The sequence below is a fragment of the Streptomyces sp. NPDC087270 genome, from assembly GCF_044744625.1.
In the GTDB taxonomy this organism is placed as follows: domain Bacteria; phylum Actinomycetota; class Actinomycetes; order Streptomycetales; family Streptomycetaceae; genus Actinacidiphila.
This window is the reverse complement of sequence record NZ_JBIUYR010000001.1, coordinates 306893-333487: the sequence shown is the minus strand read 5'-3', so window position 1 is coordinate 333487 and position 26595 is coordinate 306893. Positions and strand designations below refer to the sequence as shown.

25 protein-coding genes and 2 pseudogenes are annotated in these 26595 nt (G+C 71.2%); 14 read left to right on the top strand and 13 right to left on the bottom strand.

Annotated elements, in window-relative coordinates; all coding sequences use genetic code 11:
* Nucleotides 1-464: 464 nt before the first annotated feature.
* Nucleotides 465-1379 carry an alpha/beta hydrolase gene (locus ACIPAE_RS01440; protein ID WP_402442146.1) on the bottom strand — a complete coding sequence of 305 codons (915 nt, stop codon included), beginning with the start codon at nt 1377-1379 and terminating at the stop codon, nt 465-467.
* 68 nt (nt 1380-1447) lie between these two features.
* Between ACIPAE_RS01440 and ACIPAE_RS01435 the strand changes: the two genes are divergently transcribed.
* Complete coding sequence (locus ACIPAE_RS01435; RefSeq protein ID WP_366412405.1) at nt 1448-1924, top strand: MarR family transcriptional regulator; 477 nt, start codon at nt 1448-1450, stop codon at nt 1922-1924.
* Between the two features lie 704 nt (nt 1925-2628).
* Here the strand turns inward: ACIPAE_RS01435 and ACIPAE_RS01430 are convergent.
* Nucleotides 2629-3504, bottom strand: a complete 876-nt coding sequence (locus ACIPAE_RS01430; RefSeq protein WP_402442144.1) for an NAD(P)H-binding protein — start codon at nt 3502-3504, stop codon at nt 2629-2631.
* A 187-nt stretch (nt 3505-3691) separates the two neighbouring features.
* Between ACIPAE_RS01430 and ACIPAE_RS01425 the strand changes: the two genes are divergently transcribed.
* Nucleotides 3692-4294 carry a TetR/AcrR family transcriptional regulator gene (locus tag ACIPAE_RS01425; protein WP_402442142.1) on the top strand — a complete coding sequence of 201 codons (603 nt, stop codon included), beginning with the start codon at nt 3692-3694 and terminating at the stop codon, nt 4292-4294.
* Between the two features lie 23 nt (nt 4295-4317).
* On the opposite strand, the pseudogene ACIPAE_RS01420 reads toward ACIPAE_RS01425, so the two are convergent.
* The 5 genes and pseudogenes from ACIPAE_RS01420 to ACIPAE_RS01400 form a co-directional block, all read right to left on the bottom strand.
* Nucleotides 4318-4965, bottom strand: a pseudogene (locus tag ACIPAE_RS01420) (alpha/beta hydrolase); the annotation flags it as partial.
* A 13-nt stretch (nt 4966-4978) separates the two neighbouring features.
* Entirely contained in the window at nt 4979-6238 is a 1260-nt protein-coding gene (locus tag ACIPAE_RS01415; protein WP_402442140.1) for a DUF2332 domain-containing protein, read from the bottom strand.
* A gap of 21 nt (nt 6239-6259) precedes the next feature.
* Nucleotides 6260-8071, bottom strand: a complete 1812-nt coding sequence (locus tag ACIPAE_RS01410; protein ID WP_402442139.1) for an SPFH domain-containing protein — start codon at nt 8069-8071, stop codon at nt 6260-6262.
* A complete protein-coding gene (locus ACIPAE_RS01405; protein WP_402442137.1) occupies nt 8068-9507 on the bottom strand; it encodes a TIR domain-containing protein in 1440 nt (479 codons plus the stop codon). Before ACIPAE_RS01405 ends, ACIPAE_RS01410 begins: the two co-directional genes overlap by 4 nt.
* Nucleotides 9508-9669: 162 nt before the next feature.
* Nucleotides 9670-10248, bottom strand: coding sequence for a toll/interleukin-1 receptor domain-containing protein (locus ACIPAE_RS01400; RefSeq protein ID WP_329364763.1), 579 nt, complete (start codon nt 10246-10248; stop codon nt 9670-9672).
* 192 nt (nt 10249-10440) lie between these two features.
* Here ACIPAE_RS01400 and ACIPAE_RS01395 point away from each other — a divergent pair.
* The 7 genes and pseudogenes from ACIPAE_RS01395 to ACIPAE_RS01365 all read left to right on the top strand — a co-directional run.
* Nucleotides 10441-10779, top strand: a pseudogene (locus ACIPAE_RS01395) (multiprotein-bridging factor 1 family protein); the annotation flags it as partial.
* A gap of 132 nt (nt 10780-10911) precedes the next feature.
* Nucleotides 10912-11940 (top strand): hypothetical protein, encoded by a 1029-nt coding sequence (locus tag ACIPAE_RS01390; RefSeq protein ID WP_402442665.1) that lies wholly within the window; start codon nt 10912-10914, stop codon nt 11938-11940.
* Entirely contained in the window at nt 11937-12566 is a 630-nt protein-coding gene (locus tag ACIPAE_RS01385) for an HAD-IA family hydrolase (protein WP_329364768.1), read from the top strand. The genes ACIPAE_RS01390 and ACIPAE_RS01385 overlap by 4 nt, the downstream gene beginning before the upstream one ends.
* A gap of 173 nt (nt 12567-12739) precedes the next feature.
* Nucleotides 12740-13489: a hypothetical protein gene (locus tag ACIPAE_RS01380; protein WP_402442134.1), complete on the top strand. Its 750-nt coding sequence runs from the start codon at nt 12740-12742 to the stop codon at nt 13487-13489.
* 92 nt (nt 13490-13581) lie between these two features.
* A complete protein-coding gene (locus tag ACIPAE_RS01375; RefSeq protein WP_366412415.1) occupies nt 13582-14496 on the top strand; it encodes an aminoglycoside phosphotransferase family protein in 915 nt (304 codons plus the stop codon).
* A gap of 58 nt (nt 14497-14554) precedes the next feature.
* Nucleotides 14555-15166 carry a class I SAM-dependent methyltransferase gene (locus tag ACIPAE_RS01370; protein ID WP_329364775.1) on the top strand — a complete coding sequence of 204 codons (612 nt, stop codon included), beginning with the start codon at nt 14555-14557 and terminating at the stop codon, nt 15164-15166.
* A gap of 27 nt (nt 15167-15193) precedes the next feature.
* Complete coding sequence (locus ACIPAE_RS01365) at nt 15194-15739, top strand: HAD domain-containing protein (RefSeq protein ID WP_329364777.1); 546 nt, start codon at nt 15194-15196, stop codon at nt 15737-15739.
* A gap of 83 nt (nt 15740-15822) precedes the next feature.
* On the opposite strand, the gene ACIPAE_RS01360 is transcribed toward ACIPAE_RS01365, so the two are convergent.
* The gene (locus tag ACIPAE_RS01360; protein ID WP_402442132.1) at nt 15823-16362 is read right to left on the bottom strand and encodes a class IV adenylate cyclase; all 540 of its coding nucleotides are present in this window, start codon (nt 16360-16362) and stop codon (nt 15823-15825) included.
* 661 nt (nt 16363-17023) lie between these two features.
* Here ACIPAE_RS01360 and ACIPAE_RS01355 point away from each other — a divergent pair.
* The gene (locus ACIPAE_RS01355; RefSeq protein WP_402442130.1) at nt 17024-18685 is read left to right on the top strand and encodes a TlrC/CarA/OleB/SrmB family ABC-F type ribosomal protection protein; all 1662 of its coding nucleotides are present in this window, start codon (nt 17024-17026) and stop codon (nt 18683-18685) included.
* Between the two features lie 314 nt (nt 18686-18999).
* Here ACIPAE_RS01355 and ACIPAE_RS01350 read toward each other — a convergent pair whose 3' ends face one another.
* Nucleotides 19000-20469 (bottom strand): DHA2 family efflux MFS transporter permease subunit, encoded by a 1470-nt coding sequence (locus ACIPAE_RS01350; RefSeq protein WP_402442641.1) that lies wholly within the window; start codon nt 20467-20469, stop codon nt 19000-19002.
* A gap of 152 nt (nt 20470-20621) precedes the next feature.
* Between ACIPAE_RS01350 and ACIPAE_RS01345 the strand changes: the two genes are divergently transcribed.
* Nucleotides 20622-21188 carry a TetR/AcrR family transcriptional regulator gene (locus ACIPAE_RS01345; RefSeq protein WP_402442128.1) on the top strand — a complete coding sequence of 189 codons (567 nt, stop codon included), beginning with the start codon at nt 20622-20624 and terminating at the stop codon, nt 21186-21188.
* Between the two features lie 60 nt (nt 21189-21248).
* On the opposite strand, the gene ACIPAE_RS01340 is transcribed toward ACIPAE_RS01345, so the two are convergent.
* From ACIPAE_RS01340 to ACIPAE_RS01330, 3 genes are all read right to left on the bottom strand, one after another.
* On the bottom strand, nt 21249-21524 hold the full coding sequence (locus ACIPAE_RS01340; RefSeq protein WP_402442126.1) for a DUF397 domain-containing protein: 276 nt from the start codon (nt 21522-21524) through the stop codon (nt 21249-21251).
* An 89-nt stretch (nt 21525-21613) separates the two neighbouring features.
* A complete protein-coding gene (locus tag ACIPAE_RS01335) occupies nt 21614-21829 on the bottom strand; it encodes a DUF397 domain-containing protein (RefSeq protein WP_402442125.1) in 216 nt (71 codons plus the stop codon).
* The gene (locus tag ACIPAE_RS01330; RefSeq protein WP_402442123.1) at nt 21826-22647 is read right to left on the bottom strand and encodes a Scr1 family TA system antitoxin-like transcriptional regulator; all 822 of its coding nucleotides are present in this window, start codon (nt 22645-22647) and stop codon (nt 21826-21828) included. Before ACIPAE_RS01330 ends, ACIPAE_RS01335 begins: the two co-directional genes overlap by 4 nt.
* Nucleotides 22648-23083: 436 nt before the next feature.
* Here ACIPAE_RS01330 and ACIPAE_RS01325 point away from each other — a divergent pair, with 436 nt between their 5' ends.
* From ACIPAE_RS01325 to ACIPAE_RS01315, 3 genes are all read left to right on the top strand, one after another.
* Nucleotides 23084-23659: a DUF6907 domain-containing protein gene (locus tag ACIPAE_RS01325; protein WP_402442121.1), complete on the top strand. Its 576-nt coding sequence runs from the start codon at nt 23084-23086 to the stop codon at nt 23657-23659.
* A complete protein-coding gene (locus tag ACIPAE_RS01320) occupies nt 23656-24315 on the top strand; it encodes a hypothetical protein (RefSeq protein WP_402442119.1) in 660 nt (219 codons plus the stop codon). Before ACIPAE_RS01325 ends, ACIPAE_RS01320 begins: the two co-directional genes overlap by 4 nt.
* A 181-nt stretch (nt 24316-24496) precedes the next feature.
* On the top strand, nt 24497-26026 hold the full coding sequence (locus tag ACIPAE_RS01315; RefSeq protein WP_402442117.1) for an RICIN domain-containing protein: 1530 nt from the start codon (nt 24497-24499) through the stop codon (nt 26024-26026).
* A gap of 65 nt (nt 26027-26091) precedes the next feature.
* Here the strand turns inward: ACIPAE_RS01315 and ACIPAE_RS01310 are convergent, their stop codons facing one another.
* Complete coding sequence (locus ACIPAE_RS01310; RefSeq protein WP_329364799.1) at nt 26092-26589, bottom strand: hypothetical protein; 498 nt, start codon at nt 26587-26589, stop codon at nt 26092-26094.
* Nucleotides 26590-26595 lie beyond the last annotated feature (6 nt).

Sequence of the window (26595 nt, the reverse complement as noted above, 5' to 3'; positions counted from 1 at the left end):
ACCGAAACCCGTATCAAGGGGCGCCCGGGCGGCGGCGCCCCGTCACCGGAATCAGCGCGGCCCCTTCCGCTCCTCCAGACGACCCGCCGCCTCGACCGTGTCGGGGTGCTCCGCGCCGAACAGCCGCTCCCGGTCCGCCACGACCTGCTCCTCGATGCTGATGGCCTCGCCGATCCACTGCCGTGGACCTCGACCTCAGCGGAACCCGCAACGGCGCCCGTGGCAGCGGCTGTTGGCGGAGGGCCGCGGCAACCCGTCACCGCGCGGACGCCGTCCACGGCGTTCGCGTCACCGCTCCCCGCGACCGTCACCGCGTCGCGCGGCGCACCCGTATCCGTATCCGTATCGGCGTCCGCGCCTGCACCCGCGCCCGACGCCCTCCGGCCGACCCTCGCCCTTCCCGCCCCTCCGGCCCGCCCGGGCCCGCTCGCCGTATCACCGGACGGCTCCGAGGCTCACCCGGCTCACCCGGCTGACGCGTCGGGCGTACGGACGTGCTGGGTGAGGAACAGGGCCGCGCGGTCCAGCGCCAGATCGGCGTCGTCGAGAACGCCGGCGAACGCCTGGAACACGTGCGGCACGTCGGCGGTGACATCCAGGATGACGTCCACGCCGGCCGCCCTCGCACGCGCGGCCAGTCGCGTGGAGTCGTCCAGCAGGATCTCGTTGGTGCCGACCTGGATGAGCATCGGGGGGAAGCCGGTCAGGTCGGCGAGGACGGCCGGGCTGAGCAGGGGCTGGCGCGGGTCCTGCCCGGCGAGGTACATGGCCGCGGTGTGTTCCACGGACGCGCGGGTGAAGATCGGGTCGATGCCTTCCTTGGTGTCCATGCTCTCGCCCGTGCGGGTCGCGTCGACGCCCGGGGAGAACATCACGAGGGCGGCGGGCAGCGGCAGGCCCGCGTCGCGGGCGGCCAGGCAGGTCGTGACGCTGAGGCCGCCGCCGGCCGAGTCCCCGGCGAACGCGATGCCCGAAGGGTCCCGACCGTTGTCGAGGAGGGCGCGGTAGGCGCTCAGCGCGTCCTCGATCGCGGCCGGGAACGGGTGCTCGGGGGCGAGGCGGTAGTCCACCGAGTACGCCCCGAAGCCGGTCCTGGCCACGAGGTGCCCCGTCAGCGACAGCGCGGTTTCGGGGGAGCCGAACACCCAACTGCCGCCGTGGAAGTACAGGATCGTCCCGGCCCGCGCCCCGCTGTCCGGCTCGACATGGAGTGCGGGCCGGTCGCCGAGCGCCGTCCGCACGCTGCGGATGCCGTCCGGGACCACCATCTGCGCCATCAGCTCCTCGAAACCGGCTCGGATCGCCTCGACCGACCGCGGGCCCTCGGGCCGCGGCTGCCGCAGCATCGCGTCGACCCGCGCACGCTGTTCCTTGCTCATCGTCTTCTCCTGTCGCGAATAGCTTCCACAGAACTATATGCCGTGGAATCTAACGTAGACTACATGCCGTGACATCCAAAGCGAGCGGCGAGACGGTCGACCTCCCGGGTTTCTTCTCCGACCTGGTCCGATGCGAGACGCGTCTGTACAACGCCCTCAACGACCGCCTCCGCGAGCGGCACGAGATCGTCACCTCGCAGTTCGAGGCCCTGCGCTACCTGCGCGACCACCCCGGGGCCCGAGTGGCGGACCTGGCCGCCGAATTCGCCATCGGCATCGGCGCGACCAGCAAGACCGTCGACCGGCTGGAGAAGCAGGGTTGGGCCGTTCGGCGACCGAATCCGTCCGATCGCCGGTCCTCGCTGCTGGCCCTGACGGACGACGGCCGGCAACTGGTCGACGCGGCGGAAGAGACCTTCACCGAGCGGCTGGCCGAACTGACCGCGGACGCGTGCAAGGCGTCCGCCATGACGGCTGCCGCACAGGCCCTGTCGGTACTGCGTTCCGGCCTGGAGCGCGAGCAGATCGGCACACCCACGGGCTGACGCGCCTCCCGCGGGTCACCGCGCCTCCCGCGGGTCACTTCACCCGCCGGTCGGGCGCGAGGCGGACGCGCGCCGGGCGCCGGGCGCGGGCGCCGGGCACACCCGAGTCCGCCCGGCGGGCGCGGTCGGCGGGCGCGGTCGGCCGGGCGCCCGAAAACCACTGGAGCCGCACATCCGCGTGCCGTTACGGTGCTTCCGCCCGCAGCCATCGCAGTCTCCCGGTCGAGGACGAGCCGTTGTACACCAAGTGAGCACCCCCGAGCGCTGATCCGTCGCGCGTCGCCGCTGTGCGCCGCGCTCCTTTCCGCTGCGGTCCTCTCACTGGAACCGGTGTCTCTCCATGTCCAAGTACCTTGTGGTCCTCCCCACTTGCCCGCCGACCTTCGTCTGCCCGCCACCCCTCCCCCTCCGCTGCCGCAGGTGTTCGTCCGAGCACTCCCGGCTGAACGGCGCGTTCCGCGTACGGGGCGGCCCGGACCGCACCGACCGGCCGGCCTGGCAGTCGCCGTACGGCCCGCCGCAGCACCGCGCGCACCGCGGCCGTTGGGCGCCCGTGCCGGGGGTGTCCGCGACGTCCCGTTCCGCGGTGCGGCGCGAGCAGTTGTGCGGGCGGTGCGGGTGACCGCCGACCGGCCGCCGGTGTAGGCCCGGCCGACCGCCCGCTCCCCCGAGGCCACGTCAACTCCGCCCCGATCCCGTCGACTTCAGCTCGACGGGATCGGGGCGCGCTCGAACGCGTCGGCGTGGTCGGCGACCCACTCGGCGAACGACCTCGGCGGCGCTCCGAGGATGTCGGCGACCGCCGAGGTGACGTACGCGGGCCTTCCGATCGTCGCGCCCCATGCGGCGAGCAGCATGTCGACGACCGCGCGCGGCGCCTTCCCCTCCGTCTCACCGCGGAACTCGTCCGGCGACAGCTCCTCGAACCTGATCGGGCGCCCCAGGACGTCTCCGATGATGCGCACCTGCGCCGCCTGGCTCAGCGACTCGGGGCCGGTGAGGACGTAGTCGCCGCCCGCGTGGCCGTCCTCGTACAGCATCCGCGCCGCGACGGCCGCGATGTCGCGGTCGTCGACGGGGGCGGTCTCGGCGGCGCCGTAAGGCCACCGGACGACGTCGCCGGCGCGGAGGGCGGGCGCCCACCAGGCCGTCGCGTTGGAGGCGAACATCCCCGGGCGGATGATCGTCGACTCGATTCCGGCCGCCGCGAGGAGTCGCTCGATCTCGGCGTGCAGCACTGCCATGGGGTTCGGCTGACGGAAGAAGGGGTGCGGCGTCCGGTGCGGCGAGGAGAGGAGGACCACGCGCCGCGCGTGGGTCGCCAGGCGCTCGACGACCGCCGCGGCGGTCGTCGGCGGCGCGGTCCACAGCAGGAAGACGGCGCCGGTGCCGCGCAGCGCCCCGTCGAGGGACGCGGGCACGGTGAGGTCACCGGTGACGACGTCGACGCCGGCGGGCAGCTTCGCCGCCGCTTCGGTCCGGCGCGTGAGGGCGCGGACCGGTATGCCCGCGGCCACGAGCCGGTCGATGACGCCGCGCCCGATCCGGCCGGTGGCGCCGGTGACGAGCACCGGTGGCATGGGGTTTCGGGGTGGGTTTCGGGTCGGGTTTCGGGTCGTGAGTGCCTCGCCGCGGTCCTTGGGCAGGCGCGCGGAGCCGCGGGAACCGTCCCGGTCCGCGTCGGAGATGTCTGAAGGAGTCACGTCCCGCATCAAACCGTTACTCGGTTAAAAACACAACCCGGTTACACGTTGATACACTGCTCCCATGACCGAGCCGACAGGGCTGCGCGAACGCAAGAAGGCGCGGACCCGTGATGCCATCGCCGACGCGGCGATCACCCTGTTCCTGGCGCACGGATTCGACCAGGTCTCGGTCAGCGACATCGCCGCGGTGGCCGAGGTCTCCAAGCCCACCCTCTTCCGGTACTTCCCCAGCAAGGAGGACCTGGTACTGCACCGGTTCGCCGACCACAACGGCGAGGCCGCGCGCGTCGTACGCGCCCGCGGGACCGGCGTCTCCCCCGTGACGGCGCTGCACCGGCACTTCCGGGCCGGCCTCGACCGCCACGAACCCGTCACCGGCCTCAGCGACCATCCCGCGGTGGTGGAGTTCCACCGCCTGGTGTTCACCACCCCGAGCCTGGCCGGACGGCTCACCCAGTACCTGCTCGACGACGAGCAGGCCCTCGCGTCGGCCCTCGATCCCGGCCCCGACATCCGCGCACGGCTGCAAGCGGCCCAGGTCCTCGCCGTCCAACGCGTCCTCGCCCGCGCCAACTGGCAGAAGATCGCCGACGGCCGCGCCGCCGACGACGTCCACCCCGAGGCCGTCGCCGACGCCGACCACGCCTTCGCCCGACTCCGATAACGGGCTCCGCGAGCGGCGTTCGGTCAGTCGCCGTCCGGCCGCCACAGCCAGCGGAGGGCGTCGGGGAGGAGGACACCCGCGTGGTTGGGGGTGTGGGGGCCGTCGCCGAGGACCAGGCGGAAGTCGTAGCCCGCTTCGGCCAGGGCGGCGGCGACGCGGAGGTTCTCGGCGAGCCAGTTCCGTTCGGGTGCGTTCCAGCGCAGGTCGCGGTGGCCGGCTTGGAGGAAGACGCGCAGCGGCTTGCGGGGGGTGTCGGGGAGGAGCCGGGGGTAGGGGTTGCCGTCCGGCATCTGCGCGAAGCTGGAGAGGCAGCCGATGACGCGGCGGAACCTGTCGGGCCTGAACCAGGCAGCGGTGAAGGCGCAGTTGCCGCCGCTGCTGCCCCCGCAGATGCCCCAGCGTTCCGGCTCCTCGGCGATGGCGTAGCGCGCGGTGACCTGGGGGACGATCTCGGTCAGCAGGAAGGTGGCGTAGCGGTCGTCGAAGGCGTCGTACTCGTGGTTGCGGTTCTTCGGGGCCTCGGCGTCCGGGAAGACGCCAGGGTCGACGAACACGCCGATGGTGGGCGGGATGTCGCCGCTGTGCACGAGGTTGTCCAGGACCGTCGCGCCGCGCACCTGCCCGTCCGGGTCCAGGTACCACCAGCCGTCCTGGAACACCATCAACGACGCCGGCGCCGAAGGGTCAGCTCGGGGGGACCCAGGAGAAGTCGTCCGCGGGGGTGCGGGCCGGGGAGAGCCAGCGCAGGTAGGGGTCGGCGAGGCCGAGGGAGCGGTCGTGGTCCGGGGCGGCTCCGCGCAGGCTCGCGCCGACCAGGTAGAGGGTGTTGCGGCGGGCGAGGGGGCCGCGCAGGGCGGGGATGTCGAGTCCGGTGGTGGCCAGCAACCCTGGCGCCTCGGCGAACACCCAGGCCACCGGGCGCCGTTGGGCGGCCTGCCGGAGTTGGGCGACGAACGCGGTACGCGCCTGGGCGGTGAGATAGCTGAGCAGCGACGCGGTGAACACGACCACCGGCTCGCGGCCCGGCAGTTCGCCGAGGATACGGGCGGTGTCCGTGGTCGCGTCGCCCCGTACGACGCTCGCGGCTGCCGTGGACGCCGTGGCCGCCGTGGCCGCCGTGGCCGCCGCGAGGGTGAAGGCGCCGCGCAGGGTGGCCAGTTCGGCGGTCTGCTCAGGCCAGACGAACGCCTCCAGCCAGGCCCGGGCGCCGGGGTCGGACAGGTCGATCGGGTGCTGGTCGATACCGAGCCGCCGTACGATCGGCGGCGCCGCCCGGAGGAAGCCCGCACCGGACGCGCCCCGCGCCTCGCCCTTCCCCTCGCCCCGCGCCTCGCTCCACTCCCCGCCCGGCACCCCGCCCAACTCCCCGCCCCCCGCTCCGCCCCTCACCTCGCACGACACCACGACCCGCGAACCGTCGCAGCCGGTCGCCGCTCCCCCGTCGAACCGGTAGTCGTAGCGGTCGAACAGCAGGTTCAACCCCGCACTCGCACCGACCTCGACGAGGTGCACCGGCCCCGGCCAATGGCGTTGGACGTGATCGACGCCGAGCCGCAGCGCGACGCACCGCCGGATCTCGTTCGTCTGGGTGGACCGCTCCGACAGCAGCCGGGCCAGCTCGTCACGATGCCGGCGGCAGAACGCCGCGAACACCGGCACCAGTTGGCCGTCGACCGCCCGACTCCCCCCGTGGATCGGGTAGTACGCGGCCAACTCCGCGCCCCGGCCGCCCGCCAGCAGCAGGTTCACCGCCGCGAACAGAAGGCTGGGCCGGCGCTGGTCCGCCGGCGCGTCGAGCAGCAGCGCGAGCAAGTCACCGTCACCCACGACGCCTTCACTGAGCGCCGCGTACACCGGGGAGCGCCCGGCGCCCTGGATCGCACCGAAGACCCCGAACAGCCGCCGAAGCCGCCCGACTTCGCCCTCGCGCCGAGGGTCACTCACGCCAACGCTCCCGCCCCGCACTCACTCCGACGCGGCCTCTTCCGCCTCCCCCTGGAACCCGGCCTTCTGGTCGAGCATAGGCGCAGCCGTTCCGCGGCCGACCTGGTGGTCTGAGCGCAGTTCGCGGAGCCTGCCGAGGATGTCCCGCATGTTCGCCATCGGAAGTGCCTGGACCAGGCCCGCCATGTCGCCGCCGCCGATGTACTCGGGGACCTGGAACTGGGCGAACTCCCGCACGATCCGGATGACCGCCGCGTTCTCGGGCCCGAGCGCGTCGATCTCGGCCTGCAACTCCGCCTCCAGTTGCATGGCGACACGCCTCCGGTCCTTCCGCGACTCGATCTCGTCGATCTCGTCCGCGGTGCCGGCGCCCTCCAACTTCGCCATCAGGAAACGGTTGTTCATCTCGGCGAGGAATTCCCGCTTCATCGCCTCGTTCATGCTGGCGTCCTCGGGCTGGAACTCGCCCAGCGTCGTGCCCTTGGCCTCGACACCCCACACCAGCAAGGCGTTGCGGACCTGGGCGGTGAGGTCGGTGCGCGTCTCGGCGTACCTGCTCAGGAACTCCTGGATGGTGGCGGCGGCGGCGATCTCGCTGAAGTAGGACTCCACGGTGGCGCCGAGGACCCGTTCGACGAACCGCTGGACCGGCGCCGGGTTGTGGGACAGCCCGCCGATTCCCGAGGTGGTGCCGCCGAACTGGCTGACCAGCACCGGCGCGGCCTTCTCCGGGATCTGGAGGCTCTGCTTCATCTCGACGTTGACCCGGTGGCCCTGGATGGTCACGGTGATCTGTTCGAGTTCGGCGTCGTAGTTGCGCTGCGCCTCCGCGCCGGTCTTCTTGGTCCACTCCAGGATCAGCAGCCGGGTCGGGATCAGCATGACCCTGACGAACCAGGGGTTGAGCGCGCAGACGGCGCCTTCGCCGAGCGTCTCCTGCTGCACACCGCGGCGGCCCCCGGCCGCCAGGAACACCCACGGCAGTCGGAAGCTGCCGTGCCCCTCCACCCGCGGCGCCACGGTCTCCGCCGCACCGTCCCGCGGGGGTTCGGCGCCGTCGAGGGTGACCACCACCCCGGTCGCACCGATCGGGATGGCGATCTCCTGGAGGCTCTCGACGGTGAGGCCGTCGCGGGACTCCCGCACGTTGGCGACGGTGGTCACCTTGAACAGGGCCGGGTTGATGTCGTAGTAGGCGCCGCCGCCGAGGATCGCCAGTTGCCTGCCCTGCTCCCCGCCACCGGACAGGAACGCGTGTCCGTCCTGGAAGCTGTTGCACTCCACGTGCCTGCCGAACGGCCGGTGCGGCGGCCGGATGCCGCCCGCCCTGGCCTCCACCACGCCCACCGTGCCGGGGGGTACGTACGTGCGCGGCTCGGTCTCCACGGTGAAGAGCATGGTGTTGATGTAGTACGACTGGCCGCCCGCCAGCGTGTTGGCCTGCCGGCCCTGCTCACCGCCGCCGAGCAGGAACCCCGGCCCGTCCTGGAAGTTGTCGCACTCCACCTGCCGCGCGAGCGGCTGGCCGGCCGGACGGCTGCGGCCCTCCACCGCCGTGACCACGCCGATCCTGCCCTCCGGGATGTCCACCCTGGGCACGATCTCCACCGTGTACAGACCCGGGACGAGCCAGCTGGAGCCGTTGGTGGGCAGCACCCGCGCCTGGAGGCCCCGCTTGTCGTACGGGGTGACCCGCCTGAACACGGGATCGGACGGTCCGAACCGCCGCCGGACGATGCCGACATGGCCGGGCGGTACCACCACGCGCCCGATCACGCCGACATACCCGGCGCCCGCGGCCAGGAGCACGAGGATGACGATCGTCGTGATCATTGCAGGGTTCCCCGTTCGTCCAGGCGTAGGTGTACCGCCAGCGCTGTGGCGCTCCACTGGTCGTACCAGTCGGCGAAGTGCTCGTTCTGCGGATTGCGGAGCGTCGGGAAGAAGCCGGCGCGGCGGCCGGGCCCGGCGCGGTCGGCGAACTCCTGGTAGCCGGCCGGCACGACGTCGTCGACCGCCCGCCGCCAGCCGCACGCCACCGACAGGTTCAGGAACTCCGCGTGCCGTCCCCTGCGGACCCGCGCGAGGCCGCGTTGGACCCGCAGCCCCTGCCGGTCGTGGGAGTGGCGGGCCCACACGGCGTCGACCCCGGCCAGCAGCTCCGCCGGGAGGGCGTGGGCGTCCCGCGCGCGGAGCCAGCCGTCGCCGGCCCGGTTCGCGGCCTCCAGCAGCAGCGAGGTGGTCAGCAGGTCGGCGTGGGTGTACTCCTTCTCCGCCAGGTACGTGTCCAGGCGGCTGAGTCCGGTGGCCGCCGGCACGCGCACGGCCCGCACCGAAGGCCGGGTCGGTGGCTGCGGGAGGACGGCCACCGGGTCCACCTCGGGACCGTCCGGCGCACCGCCGTCCGGCCCGGCGGCCACCAGCCGTTCCAGCAGGGCCAGTTCGCCCTCGCCGAGCAGCCGGCCGTCCCGCGCGTCGACGTACCACGTGTTGGCCAGGTGGAAGTTGCGCTCGCCGTGCAGCAGGATCGGCACGAACGGGCGCCCGTGCTGCTGCCCTTCGAGGATCATCCGGGTCACGTCGTCGGAGTCCTGCGACTGGGGCGACATCAGGACGACGATCCCCACCGCGTACCGCAGTTGCCGGCGGACCGTCCAGAAGTGGGCGTCGCCGGGGCGTAAGTCGCCGATCGACCACACCGGCAGCCCGCCGGCGCGGAGTTGCCGCACGAGTTCCCCGGCGTACTCGGCGTCGGCGCCCGCGTAGCAGACCACGAAGGAGTGCTCGGGCGGTTCGGTGAGCGGGCGCGGCGGCGCCGGTTGGGACGCCGCGAGGTTCTCCTCGGCTGCCGCCACCCGGTCGGACGCGGCCTCGCCCAGGATGACGGCGGCGATCTCGTCGACTTTCTCGTCGTACTGGTGATCGGTGATCTCGCGGAAGTCGCGCCAGACGCGGTTGGCGGCGAAGGGCGGAAGTGCCACGTCGCCTATCAGCACCGGAATGAAACGGAGTTGGCGTTCCGCGGAGGCGTGGGCGAGGGCGGCGTACTCCTCCATGACGCGCGGTGAGCCGATGGATTCCGGGCTGATGATCGCTATTCCGTGGGAGGCGCTGCGAATCGCCGCGTCGAGTCGGTGGACCAGCACGTCGCCGAAGTCCAGACTATATCGATCGAGGAAGATCCGGATGTCGGGCCGGTTCAGCCGCTTGGCGAACCCTTCGGCCCATTCGCTGTCACCCGGCGCGTGGGAAATGAACACGTCGATCACTCGGCCGCCCCCCTGCCCGCTACGCCGCAATCCTGCCCGCCCTCCTCCTCCATGGTAGGAGGAAATCCAGCAACCCGGCGGTTCCCAAAGGAAATTCAGCGGTGGAGTTCGGCAGGCGCCGCCACTCGTCCACCGCGCCGGCGCACGCCCTCGGCCGAACGGTCAGGAGCCCGCGCCCAGTTCGGTCGGCCGCAGCGCACGGACCAGCAGGTCCACCCGCGTCTCGTACTCGGCGTCGCCGCACGCCAGGTCCAACGGCACCCGAATCCGTGCGAAGGGCGGCAGTTCCACCGGCTCGGCCAGCACCGGGACGAACCTGCGCGCCCCGGAGTGCACCCGCTGGAGCAGTGCGGCGTATTCGTCCATGATCCGCGGATCACCCGTCGTCGCCCTGCTGAAGATCAGTACGCCATTCGCCGAACCCAGCAGCGCGCGCTCCTTCTCCAGGATTTCCACCAGCCCGGGGCCGATCCACTTCGCCAGGAAGATCCGAATCCCGCGGAGGCGAAGTTTTTCGGCCAACCGGACGGCGTGCGGCTCGTCCGCCTCGGCGTACGAGATGAACACGTCGTAAGAGGAAGGTGCGGGTTCGGAGGAGGGCGCGGAACCGTCAACCGCCGGCGCCGCCGGGGGATCATGGCGGCGCCGTATTTGACCCCTGAGGGTGACGTAGGTGAAATACGTCGCCACCACGCCAGTTGCCATCGCGGCAACCGCTACAAGCAGATTCGCCCAAGCCATCAGCCGAGCGTACTGGAGTGGCCCTCGGCCCGACCGCGAAAAGCGCCACCCTTTCCCGCACGGCGCCGCCCCATCTCCGCCGCCTCGCCCCGCCCTCGTCCACCCGTCCCCACCCCGCAGGCCGCCGACCCTGGTTCTGCCCCATCGGCTCGCTGAGCGAACCCAGGGTGTCGGCGCTCACGCAGCGGCGCCGTGCTCTCGCATCAGCCGCCGCACCTCGGCGCCCTTCCATGTAAGACGCCCTCTCCACTCGGATGGAGGCGGGTCGTTCCGCTGCCGGCGGCATGCCGTCGTGAGTACGGTTGCTCTACGTGGTGGAGTAATCACGGCGTCTGGGGGCGTCCTGTGGCGGGCATCGACAGTACGATCGGTGGACGGATCGAGAAGGGGCGCCGTCGCAAGGGCTGGCACCAGAGGGATCTCGCGGAGCGAATCGGCCGTTCGGAGTCCTGGGTGTCGCAGGTGGAGCGTGGCGTGATCGCGCTGGACAGCGTGGGCTTGGCGGAACGGATCGCTCAGGTGTTGGGGCTGGCTGTCGATTACGTGCTGGCGTTCGACGTTCGGTACGCCGGAGCTGCTGTGATAGCACAGTCGTCCAGATCACATTTGCTTTCTCCGCCTTCCCCCCGCGCGACTGCGCCCGATCCGGAAAGTTCTGAGATTGTGCGTCGACGTACTTTCACCCTCGGCTCCCTGGCAGGTCTGACCGGTGCCGTCGCCGGGCTCTCCCCGGACGCTCAGGCCCAGGTCAGCCGACCGGCTGGTGGCGCCGTGGACCAGGCGACTGTGGACGAGTTGCGGTCGATCGGCGCCAGCTACCGCCGGTCGTACAAGTCCTTCCCGGCCTCCACCCTCGTCCCGGTCGCCCATGGCCAGCTCCAGTTGGTGACCTCGCTCAAACCGAAGACCCAACCGGCCCGTCTGCGGAACTCGCTGCTGGCCCATATGGTCGAGATGGCGTCGCTGGCTGCCGTCCTGCTGTCACTGGACCTGGGTGACCAGGAACAGGCCGACGCCTACATGGACTTGGGGTTCCGGATCGCGAAGGAGATCGGCAGCGCAGAGTTGTCCGCGCTGATCCTGGCCGGCCGGGCATTCGGCACCTCCTACGGTGGCGATCCGGAGGGCGGGCTGGACTACGCGCTGGCCGCGGTGGAGGCCGCCAAGCGGGGGGCGTCGGTGCGGATGCGGGCGTGGACGAACGCGGTCGCCTCGGAGATGTACTCCTCCACCGGCGACGAGTACGGCTTCCGGTCTTCGATGGAGGCGTCGCGCACACTGTTGTCCGGGTCCATGGATGACGAACGGTGGGGCGGCATCGCCTGGTTCGACCTGTCCAAAGCGGATGCCTACGAGGGCAGTGACCTGGCGCGGCTGGGCCGCTTCGATGAGGCGCTGCCGTCGCTGGACCAGGCGCTCGTGCGGCTGTCGCCGGAGATGCTGCGGCACCGCTGCACCGCGTTCATCTCCCGCGCGGAGGCACATGCCGGGGCCGGCCACGTCGAGCAGGCATGCGAAGACGGCCACGCGGCCCTGGACTTGGTCGAGCAGGTCCAGCACCGGGGGACGCTGCGGCGGGTCACCGACCTGCACCGGACCTTGCGGGACAACAAGACCGCGGGAACGCGGAGCCTGAGCGAGCACCTGATCGACACCAGGACCCTGCTGAAGGCCAGTGGGAGTGCAGCGTGAAGGGCCGCACGGGGCTGATCCTCGACTTCGGTGGGGTGCTGACCACCAGCGTGGCTGCGTGCGCACTGGCCTTCGACCGGCGGGCCGGCCTGCCGGAAGGCACGTTCTTGTCGGTCATCGCCAAGGACCCGCAAGGCGCGGCCTTGTACGCGGACCTGGAACGCGGGGCGATCACCCAGATCCAGTGGAACGAGCGGACAGCCGCACTGCTGGGGATCGACGGCGCCAATCTCCTCGGGCGCGTGCTGGAAGACCTGCACCCGGAGCCGACGGTGATCGCCGCTTCCCAAGCGGCCCGTGCGGCCGGAGTCAAGGTCGGGATCTTCTCCAACAGCCTGGGCACCGGTCCGTATGACGTCTACGCAGGCTACGACCTGGCCGCGAACTACGACACGGTGCTGATCTCCGAGGACTACCAACTCCGCAAGCCCGACCCGGAACTGTATGCGGTCATGCTCGGCCTGATGGATCTGCCCGGCGACGCCTGCGTGTTCGTCGACGACACCGCCCGCAACCTTCCTCCTGCCGAAGAACTCGGGGTCGCCACCATCCTGGCGGTAGACCCGGCGGACACGATCGCGCAGATGGAAGCCGCCCTCGGGCTGCGGCTCACCCACGAGGTCTAGACCCATCCGCAGCCGGGTTGCGGGGCCGCAGTCCGGCTGCGGATACGGACCCGGCCGGGGCGCGATGGTGGTTCTCCCGCCGCCTCGGAGCAGACAGGGTTCCCCGCTCCGGGACGGCGGCCCAAGCCGCACAGCACCCCTGCTGGGGGTGCCCACCCGGATCGGAGACACAGGTGACCACCACCGTCGACACGACCACGATCACGGTCGAACTGCCCGAGGCGTTCGACCCGCGCTGGAACCGCCTGCCCGGCATCACCGTGGACGGCACGCGTATCACCATCGACCCTGCGGAGTACTTCTTCCGCTTCGAGATCAGTTCCTGGCTCGTGATCGACTGGCAGACCGTCAAGGACGGGCTGCTGGCCGCGGACGAGACCGAGACCGCGGCCGTCGAGCAGATGGCACTGGACTTCATCAAGGACCACGCCCGCTCCACCGGCGACGCCGGCGAGGTCCTGGCCATCGCCTGGCAGGTGTACTCCTACCTGTTCCGTGACGAGCACCTGGTCACCCTCGGCCTGCCGGACTTCACCGCCGGCCACCTCGCGATGCTGCGGCAGGCCGCGACGCTGATGGCCCTGAACAAGGTCGAGCTGGACGGACACATCTCCAACGTCGGCCCCTGCTGGTTCTTCCCCTCCGCCACCGGGGTCGTCTTCGACCTCAGCGAGACCGACGGCCAGATGCTCGACGAGGTCTACCACGGCGGCTGGTTCAACGAGTACCGCCGCATCGAGGGCATCAAGGCCCACACCGCGCTCGGCGGCCGGCTGGTGCACGGCTGCCAGTCCGTCCCCGACCAGTCCGGCGGCGTCGTCGCCGCCTACGGCACCTCCATGGCCGACTTCGCGGTGGAATTGGCCGGGATGAAGTCCGAGTGGATCGAGCGGATCGAGTCGCACCGCGTGACCGCCGCCTGATCCGTCACGTCGGCCCACCGGTGCGGGGCGGCAGGCGCCGCCGCCCCGCACCCCAACTGCCCTTTCCCGTCTCGCACGTTCGGAGCACGCTCGTGGACACCCAGCACATCACTGACCTCCTGGCCGCCGTCTGCTCGGCCGCCGGCAGCCCGACCCCGACTCGCAGCCCGATCCGCGTGTGGTCCCTTTCCGGGGTCGAACGCCTGACCTTCCCCGACGGCGCCACCGCGATCTACAAGTACGCCGCCGAGCCGTTCACGGCCGAGGACCGGTTCCTGCGCGCCGCCGCGACCGCCGGTATCCCGGTGCCGGACATCGCCGGCTCGCTGGTCCGCGACGGGCTTCTGGGCATGGTGATCGAGGACCTGGGCGAGCCCGTCCGCGAGGCCCAGGACGCGGACGGCGTCACGGCCGCGGTCACCCTGCACGCCGCCGCACCGAGCACACTGGTGCCCGCTCTCGACGAAGACGCCCTGGCTGCTCTGCCAGGCTTGGCCTTGGGCCATCTGCGGCATCTGCGGGAGGCCGGCCGGTGGACCGAGGGCACCGAGGACATCGCCGAGATGCTGCACGCGCTGAACGGTGCCGCCGCCAAGCGGGCCGAGGGCACCACCGTCGCCCCGTGGGGCTGGGTGCACTCCGAGTTCCACCCCACCAGCCTCCACATCAAAGCCGACGGCTGGCATCTGCTGGACTTCGCCCGCACCTTCAACGGCCCCGGTCTGCTCGACCTCGCGTCCTGGCACGGCACGATCGGAAACGCTGACCCCGACCGGCTGCGCGCCTTCATCGAGACCTACGTCGTGGCGGGCGGCAACCGCTGCGCGCTGTCCACGCGAGGCGGCCTGGCCCCGCAGGCGTGGGCACTGGGATGGCACCGCGTCTGGGCGATCGAGTGGTTCATGGAGCAGGCCCTGCGCTGGATCAACGACCCGACCTCGGACGAGGCGTACATCACGGTGGTCCGCCGCCACCTCCACAGCGCCGCACGGCTCCTGGAACCATGAGATGGAAACCTGGGACGCCCACGCGGCTTCGAAGCCGGCGGACAGCCCTCCAGGGCCTTTGGCAGCGCCACAGCGGTTGGAGTGGACCCAGCGGCCCGGCATCGGTCCCGGGGCCGAGATCCTGGGCGGTGATCTGAGCGACCGCCGGATCGTGGAACTGGGCTGCGGCGCGGGCCGCAACAGCGCCCATCTGGCGGCTGCGGGGGCGATCGTCACCGGCGTGGACCGCTCAGCCGGACAGATCCGCCGTGCCAGAGCCCACTACGGCCACACCGGCGCCCGGTTCGTTCGCGCCGGAGCGACGCTCCATCTCACCCGCAGCGCCACCCGCCTGGACGCGATCGTCTCGGTCTTCGGCGCGATCGGCACCACCGAACCCTCCCAGATCCTCGCCCTGTGCTCACGCCGCCTGGCCCGGCGCGGAGTCCTGGCCTTCGCCGTAGCGCACCCGCACCGCACCGGCGCCCTGCCCGCCACCGCGCGCACCCTGACCGAGGTGACGCTCCCGAACGGGACCACCGGCAGCGTCCAGCACTGGGACATCGACCCCGGAGCCTGGGCCCGCGCCCTGAACCGGGCGGGCCTGCTGGTCACCGGTACGCAGGACCTGTTCGCGCCGGCCGACGCCCCCTGGCCCACCACCCTGCTCATCACCGCGCGCAAACCCTGACGGCCGACCCACCTTCCGGGAGGCACCGTGCACCAGATCCCGTACCTGCTGCTGGACATAGACGGCGTCCTCGTCCCGTTCCCCGCGCAGGACAAAACCACCCCGGCCACCCACACCCGCCACCAGGTCCGCATGACCGGCCGTCCCGACCCGGTCACGGTCTGGCTCAACCACCACCACGGCCCGATGATCACCGACGCCATCGCCACTGGCCTCATCCGCCCGGTGTGGTGCACCAGCTGGCGCGCGGACGCGCCCGGTGTGATCGGCCCGCTGCTGGGCCTGCCGGTCTTCGAGTACATCGACCTGCCCCGGCTGCCGATCACCACCAGCCACCCCGACGGCTACCTGTGGAAGCGCGACCACGTCGACACCTGTCTCGGCATCGCACCGGCCGCGTGGATCGACGACGACTTCACCGCGCTGGACCACGAGTGGGCCGCCGACCGCACCGCGGCCGGGCACGCGACCCTGCTGATCCAGCCCGAACACCACGTCGGTCTTCAGCCCGAACACGTCTTCACCGCGCTGGAATGGGCTGCCGACATCACCGCGGCCACCGAAGCGGCCTGAGTGTCCGAACTCGGGGTCGGACAGCCGGTGACCATTGCTGATCTCCGGCTGTCCGACAACAGAAGGCCACGGGGCTGCCTCCCTCACTCGAAGGTGAGCCGGGGGATCGACTCGATGTCGATGCCGTACCGGCGGTAGACGGCGGTCGTGTTCTCGCTGGTGAGTTCGTCCACGGGCAGCCCGAGGGTCTCGGCCACGCGGTGGACGTGGTCGCCGCTGGTCCCCTCGATCTCCAGGTAGGGAGGGATGCGCGGCCAGTGGTCGAGCTCGACCGACGCGCCGAGCACCGTCCAGGACGACCGCCGGTTCTCCTGGTACGCCTTCGGCAGGTAGCCCAGCTTGCCGAGAATGGCGTGCGTGGCGTCGAAGTCGCTCACGGCCGTCTCGGTCTCCCGGACCCCGTCGATCGCGTCGCTCAGGATCTCCTTCACGCACAACGTCGCGGTCTCCCCGTTGTCCCGCAGCCGCACCCACGTCCCGGACCTGCCCGGGATGTCGTAGACGTAGCGCCGCTGAAGCCGGTCCCCGGCGTGCTCGGCACCGGCTTCCAGCAGCCTGGCGCGGATTTCCTCGGGGTCGATGCCGAGAAGCTTCGCCTCGAACTCGATCGCCGTCGTACCCATATGCATGACCTCCTGTGGATCGGGGCGGAGCACCCAGAACACCACAGTGCGCTTTTTCAGCGTTGCCTCTCCAGAGATGACCGCGGCGACCGCCTGCCCGAGCAACGGTCGGACGGTGGGGAGTTCGCCCGCGCGACCCGGGCCCCGCTGACCGCCCCACCCGAGGGTTCCGCGCCGTACGTTCACGCGGCGACGCCGCGTACCTCGCGCGTCCGCCGGACGAACTCGCGGACGGCCGGCGGGGCGGCACGCTGGTCGGGGCAGTCGGCGACCGAGTTGGCCCGCCATCCGGCCTCCCGTGCCGTCCGCGCCGGTTGCCGTCCGCGCCGGTTGCCGTCCGCGCCCGGTGCCCGGGCCGGAGGCGTACTCGTCGTCGCCGGTCCACCGCGGGGATTCGCCCCACCTCTGCCGCACCTTTTGCCACCTCACCGGAAAAAACGACTTGCAGCCCCATGGACTAACTCCTATGGTGCTGCGCATGGGTTCTCTGTGATATCCCCCGTGCGGCCGCGTTGAGCTTGGCTCCGTCGTCGCGCGTTCTCATCCGTGCTTCCGTTCCTCCCGTGATGCCGTCTGTCCGGCCTACCGCGGAGTGTTTCCGGCGTGCGCGGAGGCGTCCGTCCACCCGTGCCGATCGGCCCGGCCGAGAACAGGGGAATCCATGCTTACCGCGCAGCTATCTCTTCAGAACGTCACCCGCCGCTACGACGACCACGTCGTGCTGGACGACGTGTCCTTCAGCATCAAGCCGGGCGAGAGGGCCGGCATCATCGGCGACAACGGCGCCGGAAAATCCACCCTGTTGCGACTGATCGCCGGGCAGGACCGGCCGGACAACGGCGAACTGACCGTGATCGCACCGGGCGGCTCGGGCTATCTGGCCCAGTCGTTGGCCCTGCCCCCCGAGGCCACCGTCCAGGACGCGGTGGACATGGCTCTTGCCGATCTGCGTGAACTCGAAGCGCGGATGCACCACGCCGAAGCCGGACTCAAGGGCTTGGCGGGGGCGGAGCTCACCGCCGCGCTGGACGCCTACGCCCAAACGGTCGCCCAGTACGAGGCGCGCGCCGGCTACGAGGCCGACGCCCGGGTGGAGGTCGCCCTGCACGGGCTCGGCCTGCCGGGTCTGGCTCGGGATCGGGCCCTGGGCACGCTGTCGGGCGGTGAGCGATCACGGCTGGCACTGGCCGCGACCTTGGCGTCCCAGCCGGAACTGTTGCTGCTGGACGAGCCGACCAACGATCTGGACGACCAGGCGGTGGGCTGGCTGGAGGCACACCTGCGGGCGCATCGCGGCACGGTGCTCGCGGTCACCCATGACCGGGTGTTCCTGGAACGGGTCACCACCACGATCCTGGAGATCGGCGAGGGCAAGGTGACGCGTCACGGCGACGGCTACAACGGCTACCTTGCCGCCAAGGCCGCTGAGCGGCGGCGCCGCCTGCAGGAGTACGCGGACTGGTGCGCGGAGTTGGCTCGCAACCGCAAGCTGGCCGCCACGAACGTGGCACGGCTGGAGGCGGTGCCTCGCAAGCTGCCGTTCGCCGTGTTCGGCCACGGCGGCTTCCGTGCCCGCGGCCGTGGTCACGGGGCGATGGTCCGTATCCGCAATGCGAAGGAGCGGGTCGAACGGCTGACGGACGATCCTGTCGCGCCGCCGCCCGAACCGCTGGTCTTCGCCGCTCGTATGAGCACCGCCGACGGTCGGACGTCGCAGGCCGCGGCGGAACTCACCGGCATCCGTGTCGAGGACCGGCTGCACGTACCTTCGCTGCGGATCGGCGGCGAGGAGCGGCTGTTGGTCACCGGGCCCAACGGGGCCGGCAAGACGACGCTCATGCGGGTGCTGGCGGGTGAGTTGCAGCCCGATGAGGGGACGGTGCGCACGCGGGGCCGGGTCGGGCACTTGAGGCAGGAGGAGACACCGTGGCCGCCTGGCCTGACCATCCCACAGGCGTTCGCCCACGGCCGCGGAGGCGAACCGGACGAGCACCTCGACCATCTGCTGTCCCTCGGCCTGTTCAGCCCTGCCGACCTGCGCCTGAAGGTGGGCGAACTGTCCTACGGACAAAGGCGCCGGATCGAACTGGCCCGACTCGTCAGCGAACCCGTCGACCTGTTGCTGCTGGACGAGCCGACCAACCATCTCTCCCCCGTCCTGGTCGAAGAACTGGAAGGAGCCCTGGCCCACTACCAAGGCGCGGTCGTCGTCGTCACCCACGACCGCCGCATGCGAACCCGCTTCACCGGCAGGCACGTGGAACTGGACGCCGGCCACGTCGCACCGCCTCGGCCCTCTTCTCCCGAGGCAACGGCGACGTGACAGTTGGCCCTCCGCAATCGGAGTGACGCTCGGTCAGGGGTGGGTGAGGCCAGGCCCGGGGAGTGCAGGCCCGGGGAGGCCAGGCCCGGGGAGGCCAGGCCCGGGGAGGCCAGGCCCGGGGAGGCCAGGCCCGGGGAGGCCAGGCCCGGGGAGGCCAGGCCCGGGGAGTGCAGGCCCGGGGAGTGCAGGCCCGGGGAGTGCAGGCCGAGCCCAGCCGACCACGCGTCGGCTGGGCTCGGCCTGCCGACCACGCGTCGGCTGGGCTGCGGGCGCTCCCGGCTCGGCACGGCGGCCATCCGAGGCGGCTGTTGTCGTCAACGGCTGTTCGCGGATGCCTCGTTCGAGGTGGCGACCGCACCCGGATCGGTGGAACGTCGCGGCGCCGCGGAGCCCTCTGCGGACGTGGACCGCGCCAGCCACAGGCCGGTGAACACGGCGGCGGCCAACGTGATGGCGCCGGCGGTGAGGAAGGCGCTGTCGAGGCCGGTCTCGAAGGAGGCGCCGCCGGATTGCCGGGTGCGGACGACGGCTCCGAGCACCGCCACACCGAGCACCCCGCCGATCTGCCGGGTGGTGCTGCTGATGCCTGACGCGAGGCCGCCTTCCTGCGGGCTGACGGCTTGGATGGCGGCTCCCGTCAGGGGGGACAGGGTCAGGGCGAAGCCGATGCCGACGAGTGCCAGCCGCCACCACACGTTCCCGTAACCGGTGTCGGCGTGCACCGTGCCGAGCGCGAGCAGTCCCAGGCCGGCCAGGGCCAGGCCGGCGGTGACCACGACGCGGAAGCCGCGCCGGGCGGCGATCCGGCCCGCGTACGGGCTGACGATCACCATGGCGAGGGAGACGGGGAGGGTCTGCAGGCCGGCGCGCAGGATCGAGCTGCCCTGGACGTACACGAAGAACTGGGAGAAGAAGAACGACGAGCCCATGAGCGCGAACCCCACCACGACCATGGCGGTGTTGGACACGGTGAACAGGCGCTGCCGGAACAGCCGCAGCGGCAGCATCGGAGCGGAGCGGCGCGCTTCGACGGCGAAGAAGGCGGCGAGGAGCATCACCCCCGCGGCGAAGCTGCCCAGGATGACCGGCGACGTCCAGCCGCGGGCACCGCCCTCGATCAGCCCGTAGGTCAGCGCCCCCACCGCCAGGGCGGACAGCACCGTGCCCGGGATGTCGATCGCGGGGGCGCTCGGATTGCGGGACTCGCCGAGGTGGCGCAGGCCGATCAGCAGGAGGAACCCGCCGATGGGCAGATTCACCAGGAAGATGGCGGGCCAGCCGTAGGCTTCCGTCAGCACGCCGCCGGCCACGGGGCCCGCGGCCATGCCGATTCCGCTGAATCCGGCCCACAGTCCGATCGCCTTGACTCGTTCCTGCGGCACGGGATAGGCGGCGACGAGCAGGGCCAGCGAGGCGGGGCTCAGGGCCGCGGCACCGATGCCCTGCACGACCCTTCCGGCGATCAGCCACCCCAGCGAGGGCGCGACCGAGCACAGCACGGACGCGAGCGTGAACACCCCGACGCCGGTCAGGAACACCCGCTTGCGGCCGAACCGGTCGGCGAAGATGCCTCCGGACAGCAGCAGCATGGCGACCAGCAGTACGTACGCGTCGACGATCCATTGCAGACCGGTCAGCTGCGTGTGCAGCCGGTCCTGCATGTCGGGCAGCGCCGCTCCGACGATCGTGTTGTCGAGCAGGACCATGAACTGACCCAGGCAGGTCACCGTGAGCAGCACGGCCCGGTTCGATCGGCTGCCTACGGTCGCATGTGATGCGGTGATGAGGATTCCTCTCGATCGTCAGGTGCGCCCGGTCACGGTCGACGTGGGGGGGCGATACACCTGAGCGCCTTAACGCAGTCTTCGCCTGCGTTAAGGCGACTATAGGGAGGGCTCCGCGAAAACGCAAGTCCCGACTGCGTTAAGGTGAGGGGATGAGCGAGCGACAGCAAGCCCGGCGGCCCGGCGGGCGCAGCGCCCGTGTCGGCGCGGAGGTGCACCAGGCCGTCACCGACCTGATCAGCGAGCGTGGCTACGGCAACTTCACCGTCGGCGACGTCGCGGCCCGCGCGGGCGTGGCCGACAGCAGCATCTACCGCCGGTGGGGCAGGCTGGAAACCCTGCTCACCGACGTGGCGCTCACCCGCCTCAACGCGCAGTCACCGATGCCCGACACCGGGAGTCTCGCCGGCGACCTGCACACTTACGCGGCCAACGTGGCCCGCGAGATCACCGGACCCGACGGCCCGGCACTGCTGCGCCTGGCCTTCGCCCTGTCCAACAACGGTGAAGAGGGCCGGCGGGCCGGTGACGACCTGCGCGCCGAACGCACCCGTCAACTGCAGTCCATGCTCGATCGCGCCCACGACCGTGGCGAACACGCACCCGACGCGTTCACCGTGCTGGACCACATCCTGGCCCCGATGTACATCCGCGTGCTGTTCGGCATCGTGCCGCTCGCCCCGGAATACGTCGACGGGCTGGTCGACCGATTGCTGTGACCCCTACCCGGTCGGCAGCAGGCCGGGGCCGGACGACGCTCCGCTTCCACCAGGACCAGATCAGACGGTGGGGAGTTCGCCCGCGCGGACGGCGTCCACGAACGAGGTCCACGCGGCGGCGGTGAACGTCAACTGCGGGCCGTCCGGGTCCTTCGAGTCACGCACGGGGACGACCCCGTCGGCGTGCGGAGCGAACTCGACGCACGAGCCGCCATTGCCGTCACTGTGGGAGGACTTCCGCCATACGGCCGCGGCTTCGACGCACTCGCCCCCATTGCCGTCACTGTAGGACGACTTACGCCATTCGGCGCGACTCAACTCCCGTTCCGTGTGCATGCGTACGCTCCTCCGCGGGTGGGCCGGGACGGTACGCGTGCAGCGTCGCGCCCCGGTCACTCACCGGCAAGAGGGCGATCCGGCCACGGTCAGACGGCCGGGAACTCCCCCGCCCGCACGGCCCCGACGAACGAGGCCCACGCGTCAGCGGAAAACGCGAGCGCGGGGCCCTGGGGGTCCTTCGAGTCGCGTACGGGGACGACCCCGGAGACGTTCGGAGCGAACTCGACGCACGCACCGCCGTTGCCCTCGCTGTAGCTGCTCTTGACCCAAGTCACCGTGCCGAGATCAGAGTTGGTGCTCATCGGCTGTACTCCTCCATGACGTCACGGATGAGCGCCAGCGACTCTTCGGGCGACATCGCGGCTGCTCGGAGTCGATCGTACTTGGCTTGTGCGTCCGCAACTGCGGCTACGGAGTCGTCCACGTGGCCTTGTTGCAGCGTCTCCGTGTAGAGCGCCGTTGGACCGTCTTCCGACGTGACCAAAATGAACGGCAAGCCACCAGCCGGAGCTCCCTTCGCGAATGGAGCGACCTGTACGTCAACATGCGGGCTCTTCGTCTCCTCCAGGAGATGAGCGAGTTGAGCTGCCATGACCTCCGGGCTCTTGATCACCGTGCGCAACGCGGCCTCGTGCAGAACGAACCAGAGCAAGGGCTGTTGAACCCGCCTCTTCAGCGCCGCTCGACGCTCAAGCCTGGTCTCCACCCGAGTGCCGATCGCATCCGACTCCTCGCGTGGGTGAGCCCGATGGAAGATCTCAGTCGCGTACTCCCTGGTCTGAAGCACACCGGGCACGATCATGGGCGAGTAGTCCAGGATCTCCGTCGCGTCCCGCTCCAGATTGACGTACGGGATGAACCAGCCCGGGTGGCCCCGCTCGCTCACGCGGACCCGTAGGCGCGCGAAGAACCCGGGCGTACCGAAGATGCGGTCGCACGCTTCCGCGAACTGCTCGGACGCGAGGAGCTTGCCGCTCTCCACGCGGGTGACGTAGGGGCGTTCATACCCCGTTTCCGCCGCCAACTGGGCCTGAGTCATGCCGCGTTGCTCTCGGGCGAACCTGACCTCCTGGCCGAAGTAGGCGGCACCGTCCTGGCGTTGGGACATGTGTGTGCGCATGTGCTCCCTCCTCGCTCTGAGTTCGGTCCCCTTTGGAACCCGTTTTTCGCTGGCGAAGGTACCGGTCAGACGCGACGCTGGAAACACAGAGCGAGGGCGCGAACACGGAGAGGCGACCGTCATGCCGTACCCCGAGGGGACCTGGGTGGTGGACACCCGCACCGGCGACCTGGGCGAGGTGATGCGCAGATCTCCCGGGCTGCTGTCGCTGAGCCGCCCGGGCAACCGGGGGCTGTGGACGGCGGAACCGTGCAGCGTACGGCGGGCGCGGCCCTCGGAAGTCGCTTCGGCGGAAGCCGTTTCCGGGGGGCGGGACGCCCGCGTGGGGAGCCCGGGGGGCGGCACGCAGGGCGAGCCCTTCACCCGTACGTATGAGCACGCGCGGGCACTCGGAAAGCTCGCTCCGGAAAAAATCGCGCAGAAAGGGAAATTGCAGATGGAACCCACCACCGTGGACACCACCGCGCTGACGTTGCCGGACGGCCCGAGGAAGGGCGGCGAAGCCTTACCGGTGGCCGGGGCGCCGCAGGCACGTGAGTGGCGGATCACCACGACCAGCCGGCACACCGTGAGCGGGTATCTGCCGCCGTGGGCGACGGAGGACCCCAGCGAAGTGGACGTGCCGATCGAGCACTTGGCCGCGCGGCTGGTGGACGTGCACCACTACGCCGACTTCGAGGGCCAGACCGTACGGAACGCGCGGCGCACCGGGCACGACGGCGCCGAACCCGCCGACCTGCACGTGCTGTGCGGCAGCATCGACTGCGTACCGTTCGCGGCCGACCCGGACCCGCGCGTGCCGACGGTGAACCTCAACCTCACGCCCGAGTGCTGGCTGAGCGACCTGGGCCCGGACGACGTGTTGCGGTTGGTGGCCCAACTGCGCGCGCAGGCGGACCGGTTGGCGTACGAGGTGCATCCGGCGCTGGTCGCGGCGCGGGCGGACTGGGCGGCGGCCCACGGCGACGGCGCGGACGCCGTGGCCGTCCACCTCGTGGGGAGCCGCACATGAGCGCCCACCTTCGTACCGGCGCCGACAACTCCGGTGTGCCCGCGGTCCCTTACATCACGACGTGGAGCGCGGAGGACCGTACGGCCGGGGCGGTGACGCTGCGACCGGACCGGTGCGGCATCGCGTACCTGGACGAGACGCCGCACGACCGGGACCGCGAGGGCGCGTTGTGGCTGCGCACGGGGCTGGCGCGGGGGCGCGGCCGGCCCAGGTTCGGCGCGGTGCACCCGGCGCGCCAACGGCGGGCGATGCGGCTGATGTTGTGCCAGGTGTGCGCCGGGCCCGCCGACCGCGACGAGCGCGGGGTGCTGTGGCTGCTCGGCGACGACCACGACGACTGGCCGGGCTGGCCCGAGGAGATGGGCGCCACCCATCCCCCGGTGTGCCGCCCCTGCGCGCTCGCCTCGCTCCGCCTGTGCCCGTATCTGCGGCGCACCCACACCGCGGTCCGCGTCGCCCGGCCCCGGCTCGGCGGCGTGCACGGCATGCTCTACGGTCCCCCGTCCGGCCCCGACGAGGTCCGCCCCCAACCCCTCGGCCCCGCCCTCGTCCCCTACGGCGACTCCCTCATCCCCTGGGTCCTCGCGTCCCAACTGGCCATGCAGCTCCGCGACTGCACCCCCGACCACCTGGACCCCGACGCCCGCCACCCGTGATCCACCCCGCAGGCCGCCGTACCCCGGTACGCCCACGGGGTCGGATGGCACAGGTCTCTCGTCAACCTGCTCCGTGAGGACCACCCGCAGGGGATCTTGCCAGCCCGACACCCTTGTGACTTTCTGGAATGAGTCGACAACCGCTCGTAGCCGGCGGTCAGCGAACGGCGAAGGGATGGCGATGAGCACTGCCCAGACGGAAGCCACAGGTGGCGAACGATCCGACCCTCCGATCAGCACGGTCGCGGGGACCGGGATCGCGGGATTCTCAGGGGACAACGCGCCCGCTGTTTCGGCTCAGTTGAACCGTCCGTACGGGATCGCGGTGGACGGCGCCGGCACCCTCTACCTCTCCGACTACAGCAACCACCGGGTGCGGAGGATCACGACCGACGGGAGGATCAGCACGGTCGCGGGGAACGGCGTCGCCGGCTCCAGGGGGGACAACGGCCCTGCCGCCTCTGCCCAGTTGAACTGCCCGCGCGAGGTGGCGGTGGACAGCGCGGGCAACGTCTACATCGTCGACGCCGGCAACCACCGGGTCCGGAAGATCACGACCGACGGGACGATCAGCACGGTCGCCGGCTCGGGCACCGCCGGCTTCAGCGGTGACGGCGGCCCGGCGACCGCCGCCCGGTTGAACCTCCCGCTGGGGGTGGCGGTGGACCGTACCGGCGTCCTCTACGTCACCGAGTACCACAACCAGCGGGTCCGGAAGATCACGGCCGACGGGACGATCAGCACGGTCGCCGGCTCGGGCGCCACGGGCTTCAAAGGTGATGGCGGCCCGGCGACCTCGGCCCAGCTGAACCGCCCGTACGGGGTGGCGGTGGACAGCGCGGGCGATCTCTACATCGCCGATGCGGACAACAACCGGGTCCGGAAGGTCACGGCCGACGGGACGATCAGCACGGTCGCCGGCTCGGGCACCGCGGGCTCCGGCGGTGACGGCGGCCCAGCCGCGTCGGCCCAGCTGAACTTCCCCGTGGGGGTGGCGGTGGACAGCACCGGCACCCTCTACCTCTCCGACCACCGCAACAACCGGGTCCGGAGGATCACTCCTGACGGGACGATCAGCACGGCCGCCGGCACGGGCACCGCGGGCTCCGCCGGCGACGGCGGCCCAGCCGCCTCGGCCCAGTTGCGCACCCCGTACGGGGTCGCTGTGGACTGCGTCGACGCCCTCTACATCGCCGACCACGCCAACGACAGGGTCCGGAAGATCGCGTCGGAGATGATGGCCGGGCTGCCCGATTCGGGCACGGTGGCCTGCTGGGCCAACGTCCGGAGCCGGTTGCGGATGGGGGTCCTGCGCGAGTCCACCAAGGACGGGGCCGAGATCCACCAGTCCCTCGCCGCCCCCCGGGAACACCAGCGGTGGCGGCTGGTCGTGGCGGGCCAGGACGACGGCGAGGTCCTGTACACGATCGAGAACGTGCGCAGCGGCAAGGTCCTGGAGGTCGTCGGAGCGGGCATGGCAGACGGGGCGGTGGTCGCGCAGCGCGCCTACGAGGGCCTTGACGCCCACCACCAGCAGTGGCGGATGCTCCCGGTGGGCTCCGTGACCGACAGCCCGAGGGTGTTCGAGATCGCGAACCGCAACAGCGGCCTGCTGCTGCGCGTCGGCACCAACGCCCCCGCGGCGGTCAAGCAGCACACGGTGACGGAGGGCGACCCCCGCGACCGGCAGTGGCAGTTGCTCTCCGTCTGACCCGCGAATCGGCACACGAACGAGGGGTCAGGGGCAAGGCCGCCCCTGACCCCTCGGGACGAGGACTACTCGGAGCGGCCGGGCTTCTCGGCGCTCGCCTTGGGCGCCTCGGGCTTCTTGGCCTCGGGGGTCGCCGGTTTGGGCTGCATGCACTCGCTCTTCTTCGGCATGTCGTTCAGGTCCTCGGGCTTCCTGAGGTCGCTCTGGCCCTTCACCGTCGCGCTCGACTCCTGCATTCCGGCGGCAGCCGCCGCGGACACCGAGCTGGGCTGCTGGGCGTACTGGGCCTGCGCATCGGCCGATGCCTGGGTGTTGCGGATGAACGCGCCGAGGAAACCCAGGACGACCCGCGCCTCGGGTGACTGCTCCTGCACGATCTTCGCCCGGGAGGAAGCCCCGTGGATCGCGCTGGTGTAGAGGCTCGTGGTCGTGTCGTCGTAGGTGGCGTCGTCGGCGTCCTCGAAGTCGACGCCCGCTCCCGGCTGCGGCTTGTCCCGATCGGGGATCACCGAGAAGAGCCCCGCGCCTTGGCCCGCGAAGCGGAAGATGTTGTCGAACACCATGATCGT